Source organism: Marinobacter sp. es.042 (genome assembly GCF_900188315.1).
Classification (GTDB): Bacteria; Pseudomonadota; Gammaproteobacteria; order Pseudomonadales; family Oleiphilaceae; genus Marinobacter.
Map to the genome: position 1 here is coordinate 2,327,889 of NZ_LT897781.1, position 18,020 is coordinate 2,345,908.

Annotated in this window: 15 protein-coding genes; 1 reads left to right on the forward strand and 14 read right to left on the reverse strand. The window is 59.3% G+C overall.

All coding sequences use genetic code 11. The features are described from left to right. Positions 1 to 53 precede the first annotated feature (53 nt). The 5 genes from moaC to CFB02_RS10955 form a co-directional block, all read right to left on the reverse strand. Entirely contained in the window at positions 54 to 536 is a 483-nt protein-coding gene (moaC, locus tag CFB02_RS10935; RefSeq protein WP_088558028.1) for a cyclic pyranopterin monophosphate synthase MoaC, read from the reverse strand. Positions 537 to 623: 87 nt separating this feature from the next. Next, complete coding sequence (locus CFB02_RS10940; RefSeq protein ID WP_088558029.1) at positions 624 to 1,595, reverse strand: Nudix family hydrolase; 972 nt, start codon at positions 1,593 to 1,595, stop codon at positions 624 to 626. A 2-nt stretch (positions 1,596 to 1,597) separates the two neighbouring features. Beyond that, on the reverse strand, positions 1,598 to 2,815 hold the full coding sequence (gene argJ, locus CFB02_RS10945) for a bifunctional glutamate N-acetyltransferase/amino-acid acetyltransferase ArgJ (RefSeq protein WP_088558030.1): 1,218 nt from the start codon (positions 2,813 to 2,815) through the stop codon (positions 1,598 to 1,600). Between the two features lie 127 nt (positions 2,816 to 2,942). After that, a complete protein-coding gene (gene secA / locus CFB02_RS10950) occupies positions 2,943 to 5,681 on the reverse strand; it encodes a preprotein translocase subunit SecA (RefSeq protein ID WP_088558031.1) in 2,739 nt (912 codons plus the stop codon). A 187-nt stretch (positions 5,682 to 5,868) separates the two neighbouring features. After that, positions 5,869 to 6,822, reverse strand: a complete 954-nt coding sequence (locus CFB02_RS10955) for a M23 family metallopeptidase (RefSeq protein WP_088558032.1) — start codon at positions 6,820 to 6,822, stop codon at positions 5,869 to 5,871. 215 nt (positions 6,823 to 7,037) lie between these two features. Between CFB02_RS10955 and CFB02_RS10960 the strand changes: the two genes are divergently transcribed. After that, positions 7,038 to 7,484, forward strand: a complete 447-nt coding sequence (locus tag CFB02_RS10960) for a DciA family protein (protein ID WP_088558033.1) — start codon at positions 7,038 to 7,040, stop codon at positions 7,482 to 7,484. Positions 7,485 to 7,495: 11 nt separating this feature from the next. On the opposite strand, the gene lpxC is transcribed toward CFB02_RS10960, so the two are convergent. The 9 genes from lpxC to murD all read right to left on the reverse strand — a co-directional run bounded on the left by lpxC (position 7,496) and on the right by murD (position 18,011). Next, a complete protein-coding gene (gene lpxC / locus CFB02_RS10965; protein WP_008176497.1) occupies positions 7,496 to 8,410 on the reverse strand; it encodes a UDP-3-O-acyl-N-acetylglucosamine deacetylase in 915 nt (304 codons plus the stop codon). 212 nt (positions 8,411 to 8,622) lie between these two features. Then, positions 8,623 to 9,780 (reverse strand): cell division protein FtsZ, encoded by a 1,158-nt coding sequence (ftsZ, locus tag CFB02_RS10970; RefSeq protein WP_088558034.1) that lies wholly within the window; start codon positions 9,778 to 9,780, stop codon positions 8,623 to 8,625. 98 nt (positions 9,781 to 9,878) lie between these two features. After that, complete coding sequence (gene ftsA, locus CFB02_RS10980) at positions 9,879 to 11,114, reverse strand: cell division protein FtsA (protein WP_008176504.1); 1,236 nt, start codon at positions 11,112 to 11,114, stop codon at positions 9,879 to 9,881. Between the two features lie 36 nt (positions 11,115 to 11,150). Next, positions 11,151 to 11,990: a cell division protein FtsQ/DivIB gene (locus tag CFB02_RS10985; RefSeq protein WP_088558035.1), complete on the reverse strand. Its 840-nt coding sequence runs from the start codon at positions 11,988 to 11,990 to the stop codon at positions 11,151 to 11,153. Then, positions 11,983 to 12,954, reverse strand: coding sequence for a D-alanine--D-alanine ligase (locus CFB02_RS10990; RefSeq protein WP_172835862.1), 972 nt, complete (start codon positions 12,952 to 12,954; stop codon positions 11,983 to 11,985). The genes CFB02_RS10985 and CFB02_RS10990 overlap by 8 nt, the downstream gene beginning before the upstream one ends. A 1-nt stretch (position 12,955) precedes the next feature. After that, positions 12,956 to 14,401, reverse strand: a complete 1,446-nt coding sequence (gene murC / locus CFB02_RS10995; protein ID WP_088558037.1) for a UDP-N-acetylmuramate--L-alanine ligase — start codon at positions 14,399 to 14,401, stop codon at positions 12,956 to 12,958. Beyond that, on the reverse strand, positions 14,394 to 15,479 hold the full coding sequence (gene murG, locus CFB02_RS11000) for an undecaprenyldiphospho-muramoylpentapeptide beta-N-acetylglucosaminyltransferase (protein ID WP_088558038.1): 1,086 nt from the start codon (positions 15,477 to 15,479) through the stop codon (positions 14,394 to 14,396). Before murG ends, murC begins: the two co-directional genes overlap by 8 nt. After that, on the reverse strand, positions 15,472 to 16,671 hold the full coding sequence (ftsW, locus tag CFB02_RS11005) for a putative lipid II flippase FtsW (RefSeq protein ID WP_088558039.1): 1,200 nt from the start codon (positions 16,669 to 16,671) through the stop codon (positions 15,472 to 15,474). Before ftsW ends, murG begins: the two co-directional genes overlap by 8 nt. Next, complete coding sequence (murD, locus tag CFB02_RS11010) at positions 16,671 to 18,011, reverse strand: UDP-N-acetylmuramoyl-L-alanine--D-glutamate ligase (RefSeq protein WP_088558040.1); 1,341 nt, start codon at positions 18,009 to 18,011, stop codon at positions 16,671 to 16,673. The genes ftsW and murD overlap by 1 nt, the downstream gene beginning before the upstream one ends. Positions 18,012 to 18,020 lie beyond the last annotated feature (9 nt).

Consider the following 18,020-nt stretch of genomic DNA (forward strand, 5'->3'; position numbering starts at 1 on the left):
TCCTCCGGAGTGGTCTTGGTAACCAACACTTACGAGCGCGGCGGGCCGCCAGATCAGGCTTTATCGGCGACCCAGTGGCCACTACGGCCGCCTTTCTTCTCCAGCAGACGCACGGAATCTATCTCCATGCCACGATCGACCGCCTTGCACATATCGTACAGCGTCAGTGCCGCTACGCTTGCCGCGGTTAACGCCTCCATCTCGACACCGGTCTGGCCGGACAGTTTGCAGCGGGTCAGAATACGTACAGATGCCCCGTCATCGCCCGGAGTCAGTTCAACTTTCACAGACGTCAGGTTCAGCGCATGACACAAGGGAATCAGATCATGGGTTTTCTTTGCGGCCATGATACCGGCGATGCGGGCAACAGCCAGGACATCCCCTTTGGGATGCTCACCCTCAATAATCATGTTCAGGGTTTCCGGCGCCATGCGAATGGTAGCTTCAGCGCGGGCCTCGCGTTCGGTGGCCGTCTTGTCGGTCACGTCCACCATGCGGGCTTCGCCCTTGTCGTCGAGATGGGTCAGTTTACTCACGGTCTCTCCCGGAATCGGTTGTGCAAGATGGTGAAAAATGCAGGAACGACAGCATAACAGACATGGCCACGGCGTCACTGACAAGTGTCAGCGTTGCGGCCACCAGAAGCGAATACCGGCGATGCCCTGACCGCCCCGCTGGCGAGCCTCCCGAAGATCGCCGGGCGACAAACCGCCCAGGGCAAATACCGGAAGCACCGCTTCCGACACCAGGTCGGCAAAGACCGACCATCCCAGGGTCGACGCACCCGGATGGCTTTCGGTCGGCTGGACTGGCCCCAGGGTCACGTAGTCGGCTCCGATAGCCGTCGCATGATCGATCTCCTGCCTGTCATGGCAGGAAACACCCAGCCAGATATCCTCCGGAACCGGTCTGGCCGAGAGCTTGGCCGCCTCGCGCCAGGGCAGGTGCAGCCCATGGGCGCCGGGTATGGCGCGGAATACCTCCGGTCCACCGTGCACAATCAGGGCAGCTCCGGCCTTTTCACAAACCGGCAACGCGTTCGCCGCCAACTCCCGATAGGCCAACGGACTCAACGCCGGAGCCCGGAGCAGTACCAGCGGTGGTCGAGCGGCGCTCAGACCCTCCTGAAGGTGCGCAAGGGCTGGCTCCAGGCCATTCTCGGAACCGGTGATTGCCAACTGCCGGGGCAGACGCAGAGCGCGAATGATCGGCCGGTTGGCGGCGGGGAAATCCTCATCCCGAAGCTGCTCCGGGGTCAGCCATTCAACGGGCTGCCCCTCACATCCCCTTGCCGCGCCCTCGGCAGCGCTGGTTTCCCAGACGTCCAGGAAAACCCGCTTGTCGCCATAATCGTGCCGAATACCGATAACAGGCTCCAGGGAACCCGCCGGCACGTGAAGACCGGTTTCCTCGGCAATTTCGCGCACAAGCGCCGCCTGAACCGTCTCGCCAGGCTCCACCTTTCCACCGGGAAACTCCAGTAAGCCCCCCTGGTGAACGTGGTCTGGCCGTCGGGCGATAAGCACCTTGCCATCACGGACTATGACCGCCACGGCAACGTGAACCTCTTTGACCGCCGTCTCTCTGGCAGACATGCTCAGGTACGATACTCGGCGTTGATAGTCACGTAATCGTGGGAGAAATCACAGGTCCACACGGTTTCCCGAACATCACCCCGTTTGAGGTCGATGGCAATGGTGATCTCTTCCCGGTCCATCACGGCCTGCCCGCGGGCTTCCGAGTAATCCTCGGCCCGGCCACCGTTGCGGACCAGGCAGACATCGCCCAGATAGATTTCAAGGGCATTCAGGTCGAGCCCTTCGACCCCGGCGCGACCAACCGCCGCCAGAATCCTGCCCCAGTTCGGGTCCGAGGCGAACAGCGCGGTCTTGACCAACGGCGAATGCGCCACGGTGTAGGCGACATCGAGCGCCTCCTGTTGGCTGGCCGCGCCAGTGACGTCGATGGTGACAAACTTGGTTGCCCCTTCGCCGTCGCGGACAATGGCATGGGCCAGTTCCAGATAGATTGTCTGCAAGGCCTCCCGCAGCTTCGGCAGCACCGCGCTGGAGGCCGTAATCTCGGGGCCGGAATAATGGCCGCTGGCCATGAGCATGCAGGCGTCATTGGTGGAGGTATCGCCATCAATGGTGATACGGTTGAAGGACTTCTCGCCCAGTTCCGAGGCAAGCGTCTGCAGCAGTTCCGGCGCAATCCGGGCATCGGTGGCAATAAAACCAAGCATCGTCGCCATGTTGGGACGAATCATGCCCGCACCCTTGCTGATGCCCGAGATGGTCACCGTGTGGCCATCCAGCTCAACCTGGCAGGAAGCGCCTTTGGGGCGGGTGTCCGTGGTCATGATGCCACTGGCCGCTTCAGCCCAGCGATTCTCGGCAGTGTTCGCCAAAGCCTCCGGAAGCGCGCCAACAATCTTCTGGACCGGCAACGGCTCGCCAATCACCCCCGTGGAGAACGGCAGGATTTCGGCTTCCGTGACGCCCGCCTGCTTTGCCAGGGCCTGGCAACAGGCCATAGCATCCCGCATACCTTGCTCACCAGTACCGGCGTTGGCATTGCCCGTGTTGATCAAGAGGTACCGGGGCGAGGTCTCGGCCAGATGCCGGCGGCTGAGGGTAACCGGTGCTGCACAGAACTGGTTTTTCGTGAAGATACCGGCAACCCGACTTTCCGGGGCCAGCTCGAACACAACCACGTCCTTACGTCCCGGCTTCTTTATGCCGGCACTGGCTATGCCGACCTTGATTCCGGCTACCGGATAAAACTCAGGTAAGGTTCCCGGACCTACCGCCATTCTGCCACTCCTCTTGTCTGGGGGTGCGCTCGAGGCAACACACGACCCGCTGAAAACGAAAAAACCCGCATCCCACCAGTTGTGGCTGGCAGAGTGCGGGTTCCGATGGTGCGGTCAGTGCTCTGAATCAGCTGACCTTGCCATGACACTGCTTGTACTTCTTGCCGGACCCGCAGGGACAGGGTTCGTTTCGACCCACCTTGCGCTCCTGTCGAACGAAGGTTTCCGGAGTCGACTGCCGGGCCTCGTCAGCCTCACCTTCACCCTGGCTCTGGGCCGTGGCGCTGGTTTCGTCGTGGCGCAGACGGGCCTTTGCAAGCTCTTCTTCCAGCTCCTGTTTGCGACGGCGCTCGACTTCTTCCATCTCCTCACGGCTCTGGACACGCACGTGGCAGAGTACCCGGGTAACATCCCGCTTCATGGTATCAAGCATGGTTTCAAACAGGTTGAACGCCTCGCGCTTGTACTCCTGCTTGGGGTTCTTCTGGGCATAACCCCGCAGATGGATACCACGGCGCAGATGGTCCATGTTGGAAAGATGCTCTTTCCAGAGGGTATCGAGCACCTGCAGGAACACCTGCTTCTCAAATTTGCGCATAGCCTCGGAACCGGCAATCTCTTCCTTGGCCTGGTAGGCAGCCACGATCTCGTCGAGAACCTTCTGGCGCAGGTTTTCTTCGTACAGCTTGTTGTCTTCTTCCAGCCACTTCTGAACCGGCAGATCAATCGCCATTTCTGACTGGAGCTGTGCTTCCAGCCCGGCGACGTCCCATTGTTCCGGCATACTCTGGGGCGGAATGTATTCACTGATCAGCGAATCGACAACGTCTTCCCGAATGGTCGTCACCATGTCAGAAATATCGTCGGAAGACATGACTTCGTTGCGCTGGTCGTAGATAACCGTGCGCTGGTCGTTGGCCACGTCATCGTATTCCAGCAGGGTCTTACGCATGTCGAAGTTGCGACCTTCCACCTTGCGCTGGGATTTCTCGATCGCGTTGGTCACCATCCGGTGCTCGATGGCCTCCCCCTTCTTCATGCCCATGGCCTGCATCAGGCTCTTGACCCGGTCGGGGGCAAAGATGCGCATGAGGTTGTCTTCCAGAGACAGGAAGAACCTTGAGGAGCCAGGGTCACCCTGACGCCCGGCACGACCGCGAAGCTGGTTGTCAATTCGACGGGATTCGTGACGCTCGGTACCAATGATGTGCAGACCGCCGGCCTCAAGCACCTGATTGTGACGCTCGGTCCACTCGGCCTTGGCCCGGGCAATCTCCTCTTCTGAGGGATTGTCCATGGCGGCAACTTCGTGTTCCCAGTTACCGCCCAGCACGATATCGGTACCACGGCCGGCCATGTTGGTGGCGATGGTGACCGCCCCGGGGCGACCCGCCTGGGCAATGATATGGGCTTCGGATTCGTGCTGCTTGGCGTTCAGGATCTTGTGTTCGATCCGCGCCTTCTTGAGCAGCATGGAGAGCAGTTCGGAGGCCTCGATGGAGGCGGTACCAACGAGAATCGGACGCCCTTCGGCAGTGACATCCTTGATCTCGTCAATAATGGCGTGGAATTTTTCTTCCTGGGTCAGGTAGACCAGGTCGTTGTAATCGGTCCGCTGGATCGGCTTGTTGGGAGGAATGACCACCACATCGAGGCCGTAGATCTGGCGAAACTCGAAAGCTTCGGTATCTGCCGTACCGGTCATGCCGGCCAGTTTGTCGTACAGCCGGAAATAATTCTGGAAGGTGGTCGATGCCAGCGTCTGGCTTTCGGCCTGAATCTTGACGCCCTCTTTGGCCTCAACGGCCTGGTGCAGACCTTCACTCCAGCGACGACCCGGCATGGTACGACCGGTATGCTCGTCGACGATGACCACCTGGCCACCCTGGACGATATAATCCACGTCTTTCTGGAACAGGTGGTGGGCCCGCAATGCTGAGTGCACATGGTGCAACAGGCTGAGGTTGGCGGCGGAATAAAGGCTCTCACCTTCCTTAAGAAGGCCACGCTCAAGCAGCAGCTCTTCAACCTTCTCGTGACCGCTTTCTGTCAGCTCGACCTGGCGGGATTTCTCATCGATGGTGAAATCGCCGGTCGGCTCTCCTTCCTCAGGCACTTCGCCCTTTTCGAGGTTGGGGATCAGTTCATTGATGGCCTGGTACAGCTTTGAACTGTCCTCAGCTGCCCCGGAGATAATCAGCGGCGTTCTGGCTTCGTCGATCAGGATGGAGTCCACCTCGTCCACGATCGCATAGTTCAGCCCGCGCTGAACTTTGTCTTCGGTACTGAACGCCATGTTGTCGCGCAGGTAGTCGAAGCCGAATTCGTTGTTGGTACCGTAGGTAATATCGGCTTGGTAGGCTGCCCGCTTTTCCTCCGCTGGCTGGCCCGAGGCCACGACACCCACCTGCATGCCCAGGAACCGATAGAGCTTGCCCATCCAGTCGGCATCACGACGGGCCAGGTAATCGTTCACGGTAACCACGTGGACACCCTTGCCGGACAATGCGTTGAGGTACACGGAAGCGGTAGCAACCAGCGTCTTACCCTCACCTGTCTTCATTTCGGCGATCCGGCCTTCGTGCAGGGTGATACCACCGATCAGCTGGACGTCGTAATGACGCATGCCCATAACCCGGCGGCCCGCTTCACGCACGGTGGCAAAGGCTTCGGGCAGCAGGGCGTCAAGCGATTCGCCCTCGTCGATCCGACGACGGAACTCCGCGGTCTTACCCTGCAACTCGGAGTCGGACAGATTGCCATATTGCTCTTCAAGCTCGTTAATGCGCATGACAGTCTTGCGCATTCTCTTGATTTCTCTGGCGTTTTTACTGCCGAACATCTTGGTTGCAAGCTTTGTGAACATAGACCACTGCTTCTTTGATTAAACGGAGGAAGCCGGCATTCTAACCTTATTTTGTAACAGGACAAAAGGTAGGCCTCACACAGGCGCAATAAGTCGCTGATGAGGCACCGGATTCACGGATAAAAACTGGCCGGAGGCCGACTGGCGGGGAAGTGCTGACAACGGCGTGCGGGCCGGAACCGGAGGATCAGCGGCTCGCCCGCTTGATATAGGTTTCCGGGTTTTCAGACTTGCCATTCCGGATAACTTCAAAGTGCACGTGAGGCCCGGTGGAACGCCCTGTGCTGCCCATCAGCGCGACTACCTGGCCTTTCTGGACAACATCGCCCACCTTCACCTTGATCGTCTTACAGTGGGCATAGCGGGTTATCAGACCATCACCATGGTCGACTTCCACGAGGTTACCGTAGCCATAGCGCTCTCCGGCATAGGTAACGACACCGCCGGCGACCGAAATAATGTCGCTGCCATCCTTGCCGGCCAGATCAACCCCGGCATGCCAGGTGCGCTTGCCGGTAAATGGATCAGAACGGTAACCGTACTTGGAGGACAGCCAGCCCCAGGTTATCGGCCGGCCTTCCAGGTAAAGCTCGTCCTCAAGCCGCTTGCTCGATGCCAACTGATCTAGCAACCGCAGTTGCTGCTCGCGGTCCTCGATCCGCCACTCCATTTCCTCGATCATGCGGGTCAGCTCAGGCGCGGAAAAGGAGTCGCCGGACAAGGCGTCTTCCGGGCCACCGACAGCGGCCGGCTGATCAAAGTTGAATTCGTCACTGGCCACAAGGCCGGATTCTACAAACCGCTGGCCCAGTGCATCCAGGCGCAGGAGACGGCCCTGGATCTCGCCGAGGCGAAGAGTCAGCGCATCAACCTGTTGCTGGACGTTCTCCTCGATACTGGCCAATTCTGCCTTCTGGTCTGCCAGCTTCTGCTTCCACTCGGCGACCAGCTCGGAGTTGCTGGGCTCTCTGGCCTCTACCTGCTGCACAGCCATTTGATACCCTGCCCAGCCGGCCGCGACCAGCAGGGAGAGCACGAGGAACAGCAAGCCGGCAGCAAGCGTGCTGTTAATCGACAGCACACGGGACTTTCCGTGGCGTTTGCCAACGAGAATAATGTTCATATCATCATCTGGTTTCATCGTTGAGCCGCAACCGCATCCTGTAGTGTTGCGCCCCGGAAAAATCCGAAGGGGGTCTGCCATCCTTTGGCAACAGCTACATACTGAAAAAATTGCAGCGCCCGGTAGACATACTCATTTACCACAATGTAAAACGAGTGTAATACAGGCACTACGCATAAACCGTGCCGAAGTGTAACCAATCGTAAACGCAGCCGTCGAGTAAAAACGCCGCCATGAAACGCAAAAGCGAGCAAAAAATGACCTTCGACAAGCTTGGCAGAACCCCGGTACTCAAGGACCTCGTGGCAAAGGCCGAGCTCCATCGACAGGCGGAAGGAGAAGTCCTGGCCGCCCTTCCGAGCGAGCTGGTCAACGGGACACGCTTTGTCAGCTGCAAGGACGGAGAGCTGGTCCTGACCGCCGAAACCGCGGGAAAAGCCAGTCAGATCCGGTTCCGCCAGCACGAGATCATGGAAAAGCTGCGAGAGAACGAACTGTTCCGGTTCGTCTGGAAACTGAAGGTCAAGGTTGCACCGCCCAGATTTCGGGAAAAACCGGTGTTCAAAAAAGAACCCTTGAGCAAAGAAAATGCCCGGCTCCTCAAAGAGGAGGCCGGGCACACGAAGGATAAAGCATTACGCGAGGTTCTCGAAAAACTCGCTAGCCACGTCCGGGATTAAAGCGTCCTGCTTCAGCCCGCCGCCAGCACAGGCTTCATGTAGGAAATCGGGGCAGTGGCCTCGTCATCAAAGGTAACCACTTCCCAGGCATCCTCTTCTGCCCTTAGCTTGCGCAACAGCTTGTTGTTCAGATCGTGGCCGGATTTGATCCCACGGAACTCACCAATCAGGCTGTTGCCCAACTGATAGAGATCGCCGATGGCATCAAGCAGCTTGTGCTTCACAAATTCGTCGTCATAGCGCAGGCCGTCTTCGTTGAGGATCTTGTAGTCATCAACAACGATGGCGTTGTCCACACTGCCGCCGAGAGCAAGGTTCATGGCACGCAATTTTTCGATGTCACGCATGAACCCGAAAGTCCGAGCGCGACTCACTTCCTTAACAAAGGAGGTGCTGGAAAAATCGACAGTTGCTGTCTGGGCGCGGCCCTTGAACACGGGGTGATCAAAGTCGATACCGAAGCTCACCTTGAAGCCTTCGAAAGGCAGCAGGGTAGCCTTCTTGTCGCCTTCCTCAACCGTTACCTCACGCTTGATGCGGATGAAACGCTTGGCTGCATCCTGCTCGGCAATGCCGGCGGACTGCAGAAGGAACACAAAAGGACCGGCAGAGCCGTCCATGATGGGCACTTCCGCGGCACTTAGTTCGACGAAACAGTTATCAATGCCGAGACCAGCCATGGCCGAGAGCAAATGCTCCACAGTCGCCACACGGACACCGTTTTTTACCAGCGTCGTGGACAGCATGGTCTCACCTACATTCTCCGCGCAGGCACGAATCTCAACCATCGGGTCAAGATCGGTACGGCGGAAGATGATACCGGAATCCACCGGGGCAGGTTTGAGGGTCAGATAGACCTTCTCACCTGAGTGCAAGCCAACACCGGTGGCACGGATGGTGTTTTTAAGTGTCCGTTGTCTGATCATCGGTACATAATTCCGTCACAAAAAGGCGATATTCTAGGCAAAAATCTGCCAGGAGAATATCAGAAAATAAGACTGAATACCATTTAACCAGTCCGTTGTTGCTGAATGTTCATCCAGCTTCCAACCCATGGCAATCAGTGCACGTATTTACCGGATACCGGGTTCCATGTTTCGCACAAGAACCACAACCGGATCACAACTGCACCAGATTATCAGTCAGCCTGGCGACGGAGGAATGCGGGAATATCGAGATAGTCGACACCCTGCTCCTCGCTATCCTTGCTCTGGTCGATAGCCACGTTTCCATGGGAAACGGCCCGACGACGCAGAACAGCGGGACGATCCAGCTGGTTATAATCGGTTTTTCCATCCAGGGTGCGTGTGTTGTCCACCACCTTGGTCGGCTTCTCACGATCACCACCCAGGCCGGTTGCAACAACCGTCACCTTCAGTTCGTCGGTCATTTCCGGATCAATAACGGTGCCGACAACAACGGTGGCAGAGTCAGAAGCAAATTCACGCACAATGTCGCCAACCTCGGAGAATTCGCCCAGGTTGAGATCCATGCCCGCGGTAATGTTGACCAGAATACCCTTGGCACCCTGCAGGTTGATGTCTTCGAGCAGCGGGCTGCGAACAGCCGCTTCGGCGGCTTCCCGAGCACGATTTTCACCCGTGGCACGGGCGGTGCCCATCATCGCCATACCCATCTCGGACATGACCGTCTTCACGTCGGCGAAGTCGACGTTGATCATACCGTTGCGGGTAATCAGATCGGCGATACCCTGAACTGCGCCCAGAAGCACATCGTTAGCTGCGGCAAATGCGTCTAGCAGGCTGGTTTTCTTGCCCATGACCGCCAGTAGCTTTTCATTGGGAATGGTAATCAGGGAATCGACGCTTTCTTCCAGCTCTTTCAGACCGGATTCAGCAACGCTCATGCGCTTGCCGCCTTCGAACATGAAAGGCTTGGTGACCACGGCAACGGTCAGGATGCCCAGTTCGCGGGCTACTCCCGCTACGATCGGCGCGGCACCGGTACCGGTACCACCGCCCATGCCCGCGGTAATGAAGACCATATCCGCGCCCTTGATGGCTTCGGCGATACGATCACGGTCTTCCAGGGCAGACTGGCGACCGACCTCCGGATTGGCGCCGGCACCCAGCCCCTTGGTGATGTTGCCACCGAGCTGGATGATCTGACGCGCGTCCATATCGGTCAGCGCCTGGGCATCCGTGTTGGCGCAGATGAATTCCACACCTTCGATGTCGCTGTTAAGCATATGGCGAACGGCGTTGCCGCCACCACCGCCTACACCGACGACTTTAATGACAGCGTTTTGCTGGACATTATCGACGAGTTCAAACATTTCCCCTACTCCTTCGTGCTGTTTTCAGCCCTTGTTCCGGGCCGTTTGTTCGAGATTGTGTTTTCGAGATACCTTCGTGTACTACCCGCCCGGCCCCGTCAGAAATGACCGGTAAACCAGGCTTTCATGCGCTCAAACAGCGAGGGTGCATCTTCACCCTTGAGCACCGGTGCCCGCCCCAGATCCATCTGGCGGAAACCATGAATCAACAACCCAACGCCAGTGGCGTAGATCGGATTGTTGACCACCTCCGTCATGCCGGAAACCGCCTGCGGACAGGCCAGCCTTACCGGCATGTGGAAGATCTCTTCGGCCAGCTCCACCACGCCTTCCATGGTGGAGGAACCGCCGGTTATCACGATGCCTGCCGGAATGAGGTCTTCAAATCCGGACCGGCGCAACTCTGACTGAACCAGAGTGAACAGCTCCTCATAGCGCGGTTCTACCACCTCGGCCAAGGCCTGCCTGGACAGATCCCGCGGGGCGCGATCGCCAACACTGGGCACCTTGATGGTTTCATCCGCACCGGCCAGCTGGGTCAGTGCACAGGCATACTTGATCTTGATTTCTTCAGCATTCTGGGTCGGTGTGCGCAATGCCATGGCAATGTCGTTGGTCACCTGGTCGCCGGCAATCGGAATCACCGCCGTGTGGCGAATAGCGCCGCCGGTAAACACGGCAATATCCGTGGTGCCGCCACCGATATCCACCACGCAGACCCCAAGTTCCTTTTCGTCTTCGGTGAGAATGGCGTGACTGGATGCCAGCTGCTCCAGGATGATGTCATCCACCTCAAGCCCGCAGCGCTTGACGCATTTCTCTATGTTCTGGGCGGCATTGACCGCGCAGGTCACCAGATGCACCTTTGCTTCCAGACGCACACCGGACATTCCCATGGGTTCCTTGATGCCCTCCTGGCTGTCGATCACGAATTCCTGGGGCAGAATATGGAGAATCTTCTGGTCTGCAGGAATCGCAACCGCCTGGGCGGCGTCAATGACCCGGTCTATGTCGGCCTGAGTGACCTCACGGTCACGGATAGCAACAATGCCGTGGGAGTTCAGGCTCTTGATGTGGCTGCCGGCAATACCCGCATACACCGAGTGAATGCGGCACCCGGCCATCAATTCCGCCTCTTCCACCGCGCGCTGAATGGCCTGGACGGTGGTTTCAATATTCACCACCACTCCACGCTTTAGGCCCCGGGAAGGATGGGAACCAATGCCCACCACTTCGATGGTGCCGTCCATCTTGCGCTTGCCGACAATCGCAACCACCTTCGAGGTTCCGATATCGAGGCCGACAATCATGTTTTCCGTTTCAACCGATGACATGTGTTCCACCAAACCGTAGGTCTGAATTAACCGTTGCTATGATTTTGGGCTGGAGGCTGTCTCGACAGCCTTCCACTTGACCGCCACACCGTTGGTGTAGCGGGCATCTACCCGACTGACTTCGTCCGACCTTGCTGCCAGTCGGTTTTCATAAACCGTGATAAACCGATCAAACCGTTGCGCCACCTGATCGCGGCCAAGCACCACCTCGATGCCGTTGGCCAGCTGCAGGGTCCACGCACCCCGGTGTTCCAGCGTCAGGCCTGAAAACCCAAGCCCCCGGGCGACCAGCTTGTCGCTCATGTTCCGCGCCATATCGATCACATCCCGCACCCTTTCATCCGGCCCGGCAAGTCGCGGCAACCGACCCGCAACTTCCGGATTCGCCGGCGCGAACAGCTCACCGGTGCGGCTTACGAGACGTCCATCGGTCCAGTAGGCCAGGGGTTTCTTCTCCCTGATATCGATCACCAGGCGATCCGGCCAGACCCGACGCACCGCCGCGGACTCAACCCAGGGCCGACGCTCCAGGCTGTCTTTGATTTCCGAAAGATCCGTGGCGAAATAGCTCTTGCCGATCCAGTCGCCAGCGGCGCGCTCAATGGCGACCCGGCTATCGCCCACAAATTCTCCTTTCACATCGACGGCAAGGATCTGCTGATCCATGGCGCCCAGCACCTTGCCAGTGCCCCAGGGCACCAGTGCAGCCAACAGCACAATCACCGCGCCCATGCCCACCTGGAGCCAGGGTACAGCTGCCAGCACACCCTTCAACACGCCAAACCGGTCCCGCTCGGGACCGAGGGACGTTGCCCCCCGGCGTCGCGGGGGCTCGGACGGAGTCGCCCGGCTCCGGATCAGCAGTGTTTCAAGCATTGGCGTCCTCCAGACTGTCTTTCAGTATCCGGACCACCAGCTCTTCGAAGCTGATGCCTGCGGCCTTCGCAGCCATGGGCACAAGACTGTGGTCCGTCATACCGGGCACGGTATTGACCTCCAGCAGCCAGAACTTGCCGTCGCTGTCCTGCATGATGTCGACCCGGCCCCAGGTCCGACAGCCAACAACCCGGAAGGCCTCCAGTGCCAGGTGCTGAAGACGGACTTCGTCTTCAGGCGCCAGACCACAGGGAATGCGATACCGGGTATCGTCCGCCAGGTACTTGGCCTCGTAATCGTAAAAAACGTGCTCGGTGCTTGCGCTCAGGCCAATGGCCGGGAGCGCCCGATCCTGCAACAGGCTGACGGTGAATTCCGGCCCTTCGATCCACTCCTCCACCAGCACCAGATTGTCCAGCGCGGCGGCGGCTTCGTAGGCGTCAGCCAGTTCGGCAGCCGTGTGTACCTTGCGGATGCCAATGCTGGAACCTTCCCGGGAAGGTTTCACACTTAAGGGCGCCCGCAGTTCACCAATGATCTGTTCGGCCTGATCTGCTCCGGACATGGTGCGGAACTTCGGCGTTGGCAGGCCACAGCCTTCGAACACGTACTTGGTTCTCAGCTTGTCCATGGCCAGTGCCGAGGCCAGTACATCGCTGCCGGTGTAGGGAATACCGGCCTGCGAGAGGATGGCCTGCAGGGTACCGTCCTCGCCTCCTCGACCATGCAGCGCAATGAACACCCGGTCAAAATCAGGGTTGTCGACGGTTCTCAGCAGGCAACCGCGGACGTCCACTGCAAACGCATCCACGCCGGCTGACACCAGCGCCGCCAGTACCGCCTTGCCGCTTTTCAGGGACACTTCCCTTTCAGCGGAATCTCCACCCATGAACACGGCCACCCGACCGAGCGACCGAACGAGCTCCGGGTCGGCCTGATAAGCCTGTGGTTCCACATGATGCATGTCACTCACCCGCTATCACTCCCGCGGCTGCCAGCCGCGCTGCCACGCCGCCAATATCGCCGGCGCCCTGGGTTATCAGCAGATCGCCGTCCTGCAGCACATTGGCCAGCAGGGACTCGATTTCCAGGTTGTCCTCAACAAACACCGGTTCCACCTGCCCGCGTTGGCGAATACTGCGACACAGGGCCCGACCATCGGCACCCGGAATCGCCGGTTCGCCGGCGGAGTACACGTCCATTAAAAGCAGGCCGTCCACTTCCGAAAGCACCCGGACAAAGTCTTCATAAAGGTCGCGGGTCCGCGTAAAGCGGTGCGGCTGGTAAAGCATGACCAGACGCCGGTCGGGCCAGGCATCATGTGCAGCCCGGATAACCGCCTCTACCTCCGTCGGGTGGTGACCGTAATCGTCCACCAGGGTGACCGTGCCCTTGGGGGTCTGGTAATCGCCGTAGACCTGGAACCTGCGACCGACACCGGCAAATCCGGCCAGCCCACGGCAGATCGCATCATCGGCGACGCCTTCGTCTGTGGCCACGGCTATGGCCGCCAGCGCGTTCAGCACGTTATGACGGCCCGGCATTTTCAGCTCGACCGCGAGGTCGCTGCGCCCGGCCGGACGCTTCACCACAAAGTGGGTCCGCAAACCGTCGGAATTGATGCTCTCGGCCCGGTAATCTGCCTCCGGGTTGTCAATTCCATAGGTGATGATGGCCCGGGATATCCGGGGGATGATCTCCTGAACGTAATCGTCATCGACGCACATCACCGCGACACCGTAAAACGGCAGGTTGTGCAGAAAGTCCACAAAGGTCTGCTTCAGCTTCTCGACATCGCCGCCATAGGTATCCATATGGTCCGCTTCGATGTTGGTTACCACTGAAATCACCGGCGTCAGATGCAGGAAGGAGGCATCACTTTCGTCGGCCTCCGCCACCAGATATCGGGAACCGCCCAACTGAGCGTTGGTGCCGGCGCTGTTCAGCTTGCCGCCAATCACGAACGTCGGGTCCAGGCCCGCCTCACCCAGAATGGATGCAATCAGGCTGGTGGTTGTGGTCTTGCCATGGGTTCCAGCGACGGCGATGCCGTGGCGATAGCGCATGATTTCCGCCAGCATTTCTGCCCTGGGTACAATCGGCACCCGACGACTGCGGGCCGCCACGACTTCCGGGTTTTCCGCAGACACCGCTGAAGACACCACAACCACATCGGCACTGGCGCTGTTCTCTTCCCGGTGACCGATCTGCACTTCTACGCCCATACCCTTGAGACGATCGGTAACCGGCCCTTCTTTCAGATCCGATCCGGAAACGTCGTAGCCCTGATTCTTGAGAACCTCGGCGATGCCGCTCATCCCCGCACCACCAATCCCCACAAAGTGAATGTGACGGATCCGGCGCATTTCAGGCACCTGATAGACCAGGGGCGGATTATTTGCATCAGCCATTGGCGGCCTCCAGACAGTAATTCACGACTCTCTCCGTTGCATCAGGGCGGGCCAATGTTCGGGCGGCCTTCGCCATTTCGTTTACCCGGTCACGATTCCGGGCCAGATCACCCAGGGTTTCCGCAAGCACCGCCGGGGTCATTTTTGCCTGTGGAATCAGAATGGCTGCCTTCGCCGACACCATTTGTTGCCCGTTTTTCGTCTGGTGGTCATCCACGGCGTGGGGAAAAGGCACCAGCACCGCGCCGATACCCGCGGCGCACAATTCCGAAACCGTCAGTGCGCCTGCCCGGCACAGCACCAGGTCGGCCCACTCATAGGCCTCGGCCATGTCCTTGATGAACGGCTCAACGGCCGCCTCCACGCCATGCTCCTTATAGGCCTGCTTCGCCGCCTCGGCATGACGCTCACCACACTGGTGGCGGACCACTGGCCGGTCAACTTCCGGCAACATAGCCAGCGCCTCGGGGAGCTGTTCGTTGAAGACCTGCGCGCCAAGACTGCCGCCAATCACCAGCAACCTGAGAGCACCTTCACGGTCCGCCAGGCGCTTTTCCGGAACGGGCAAGGCGGCGAGGTCTTCCCGCACCGGATTGCCGGTACAGCGGGTAACCACTTTCGGCCCGAAGCTACCCGGAAACGCCTCCAGCACGGTTTCTGCAAACCTGACCAGGATGCGGTTGGTCATTCCGGCGATGGCGTTCTGTTCATGAATCACCAGCGGCGTACGGTTCAGCCAGGCGGCAACACCACCGGGCCCGGTAACAAATCCGCCCATGCCTACAACGCAATCCGGGCGAATCCGGCGCAGAATGGTGAACGCTTCACCCAGAGCCCGCATCAGCCGGAACGGCGCCAGCAAGAGAGCGAGCTTACCCTTGCCCCGCAAACCGGAAATATGAATCAGCGACAGCGGGATATCGGTTTCGCCGATCAGCCTCTGTTCCATTCCGCCGCTGGCTCCGAGCCAGTACACCTGGTGACCACGAGCCTCAAGCGCCCGAGCCGTTGCCAGGGCCGGGAACACGTGCCCGCCGGTACCGCCGGCCATCATCAGGAAGCGACGCTGTTCAGTCATACACCGCACCTCCCCGCGTCTTCGGACCGGTTTTCTCTCGGGCCAGCTTTTCCTGATCCAGGCGCTCCATTTCCACACGGGCAAGAACGCCAATGCAGATACAGGTAATCATCAGACTGGATCCACCGTAGCTCACCAGCGGCAGAGTCAGCCCCTTGGTTGGCAGAAGCCCGGTGCTGACCGCCATGTTGATGCCTGCCTGCAGGCCAATCAGCAGGGTCAGCCCATAGGCAAAACACGCTCCGAACGGCATGTCCGCCTTCTCGGCCCGGCGGGCAATGACGAATCCGGTCACCACCAGAAGGGTGAACAGACTGAGTACCAGCAAGGATCCCAGGAGACCGAATTCCTCGGCGATAATGGCGAAGATAAAGTCGGTGTGGGCTTCCGGCAGATAGAACAGCTTCTGGATGGAGTTACCCAGGCCGACACCACCCCAGTCTCCGCGACCGAAGGCAATCAGGGACTGGGTCAACTGGTAACCGCTGTCGAACTGGTCTTTCCAGGGATCGAGATAGCTGACAACCCGTTTCAGACGGTAAGGCTGGGTAACGATCAGAATGGCACCCAGGACCACCAGCGTACCGATCAGGGGCACGAACCGGCTCAGCCGGACACCGCTCAGGAAAATCATCCCCGCCGCTGCCGTCACCAACACCACGGTGGCACCGAAGTCCGGCTGAATCACCAGCAGAACCGATGCCAAACCGAGGACGACCAACGGCTTCAGGAAACCAGGCCAGGTATTGAGCAGTTCATCCCGGCGACGGACCACATAGCCGGCCAGGTAGGCAATCAGGCAGAGTTTCGCCACTTCCGAGACCTGGACGTTGAACAGGCCGAACGGAATCCAGCGGGTGGAGCCGTTCACGGTACGGCCCAGGGGCGTCAACACCAGAACAAGGACCAACAGACCGATGCCCAGCAGCAGCCAGCCGCTGCGCTCCCACCAGGCCACCGGCACGTTCACCGCTACCAGGGCGAACAGGCAACCAAGACCGGCAAACATCAACTGACGGATCACGTAGTGGTAGCTGTTACCCATGGTTTCGGCAGCCATATCCATGGACGCCGAGGAAATCATGACCACACCCATAACCAGCAATGCAACAGAGCTGATCACCAACATCGGCAGGGGCTGTATCTCGCCCAGCCACGGATTCCGGTTCTGGAGTGGAAGATCTGCGTGCATCAAAGAGCCTCCACCAGAGAACGGAACTGGTCACCGCGATCGAGATAATCGCGGAACATGTCAAAGCTGGCGCAGGCCGGCGAGAGCAACACCCGGTCTCCGGGCATGGCCAGTTCGGCAGAGCGGGAAACCGCATCGCCAAGGCTATCCATCCGATGTACCGGAATACCGCTGCCCAGCACATCGGCGATGGCCGGCGCATCACGCCCGATCAGCAGCACGGCCCGGCAATGCAGGGCGATGGGCGCTTCCAGGGCGGTAAAATCAGCCCCTTTGCCATCACCACCGGCAATCAGGACCACTTTGCCTTTGTCCGGGGCGAGGCTTTCAATAGCGGCTACCGTGGCGCCAACGTTGGTTCCCTTGGAATCGTTGATGAAATCCACATTGTTCAGCCGGCGAACGAATTCACAGCGATGCGGCAGTCCCGGAAATTCCCGCGCGACCCTGAGCATCACATCCATCGGTAGCCCGGCTGCATGGCCCAGTGCCAGAGCGGCCATCACGTTGCTGAGGTTGTGATGCCCCATCAGCTTCAACTCGCTGGCCAGCAAGAGGTTATCAAACCCGAAGGTAATCCAGGTGCCCTGGTCATCGTCCCGGGTGCTGAACGTCTCGGGATTCACCCGATGGAAGCCGAAACACAGGAACCTCAGGTTGTCCCTTGCCATGGGTGTGCTCAGGGCATCGTCCAGATTAACAATGGCGTTCTTGCAACCCCGGAATATCCGCTGCTTGGCCTGGAAATACGCCATCTTGTTGGGGTAACGGTCCATGTGGTCGTCACTGAGGTTGAGCACCGTTGCCGCAAGGGCGTTCAGCTCGTCCGTGGTCTCAAGCTGGAAACTCGAAAGCTCGAGCACATACAGGTCTGCGCCCTGGCCAAGAAGATCAAGGGCCGGGGTACCGATATTGCCGCCAACGGCGACGTTCCGGCCCGCCGCTCTGGCCATCTCACCCACCAGTGTGGTGACGGTGGTTTTGCCATTCGAGCCAGTGATCGCGACGATCGGCGCATCGGCAGCCTCGGCGAACAGATCAATATCACCCCGGATTCTTGCTCCCTGGCGGGCGGCAGCTGCAATGGCTGGCTCGGCAATGCTGATTCCCGGGCTGACCACCAGTTCGTTGAAACCGGCAAACAGCTCTGCGTCAAAGGTCCCGAGGTGTACCGGAATATCCGGCCAACCGACCTTCAGCTGATCAAGACCCGGAGGAGCCATGCGGCTATCGGCCACAGCAACGTCCCGCCCCTGTTCGGACAGATAGCGCACGCAGGAAAGCCCGGTTTTACCGAGCCCTACGACCAGTGTGCGACGATCCGAAACAATGACACTCATAGTTGCAGC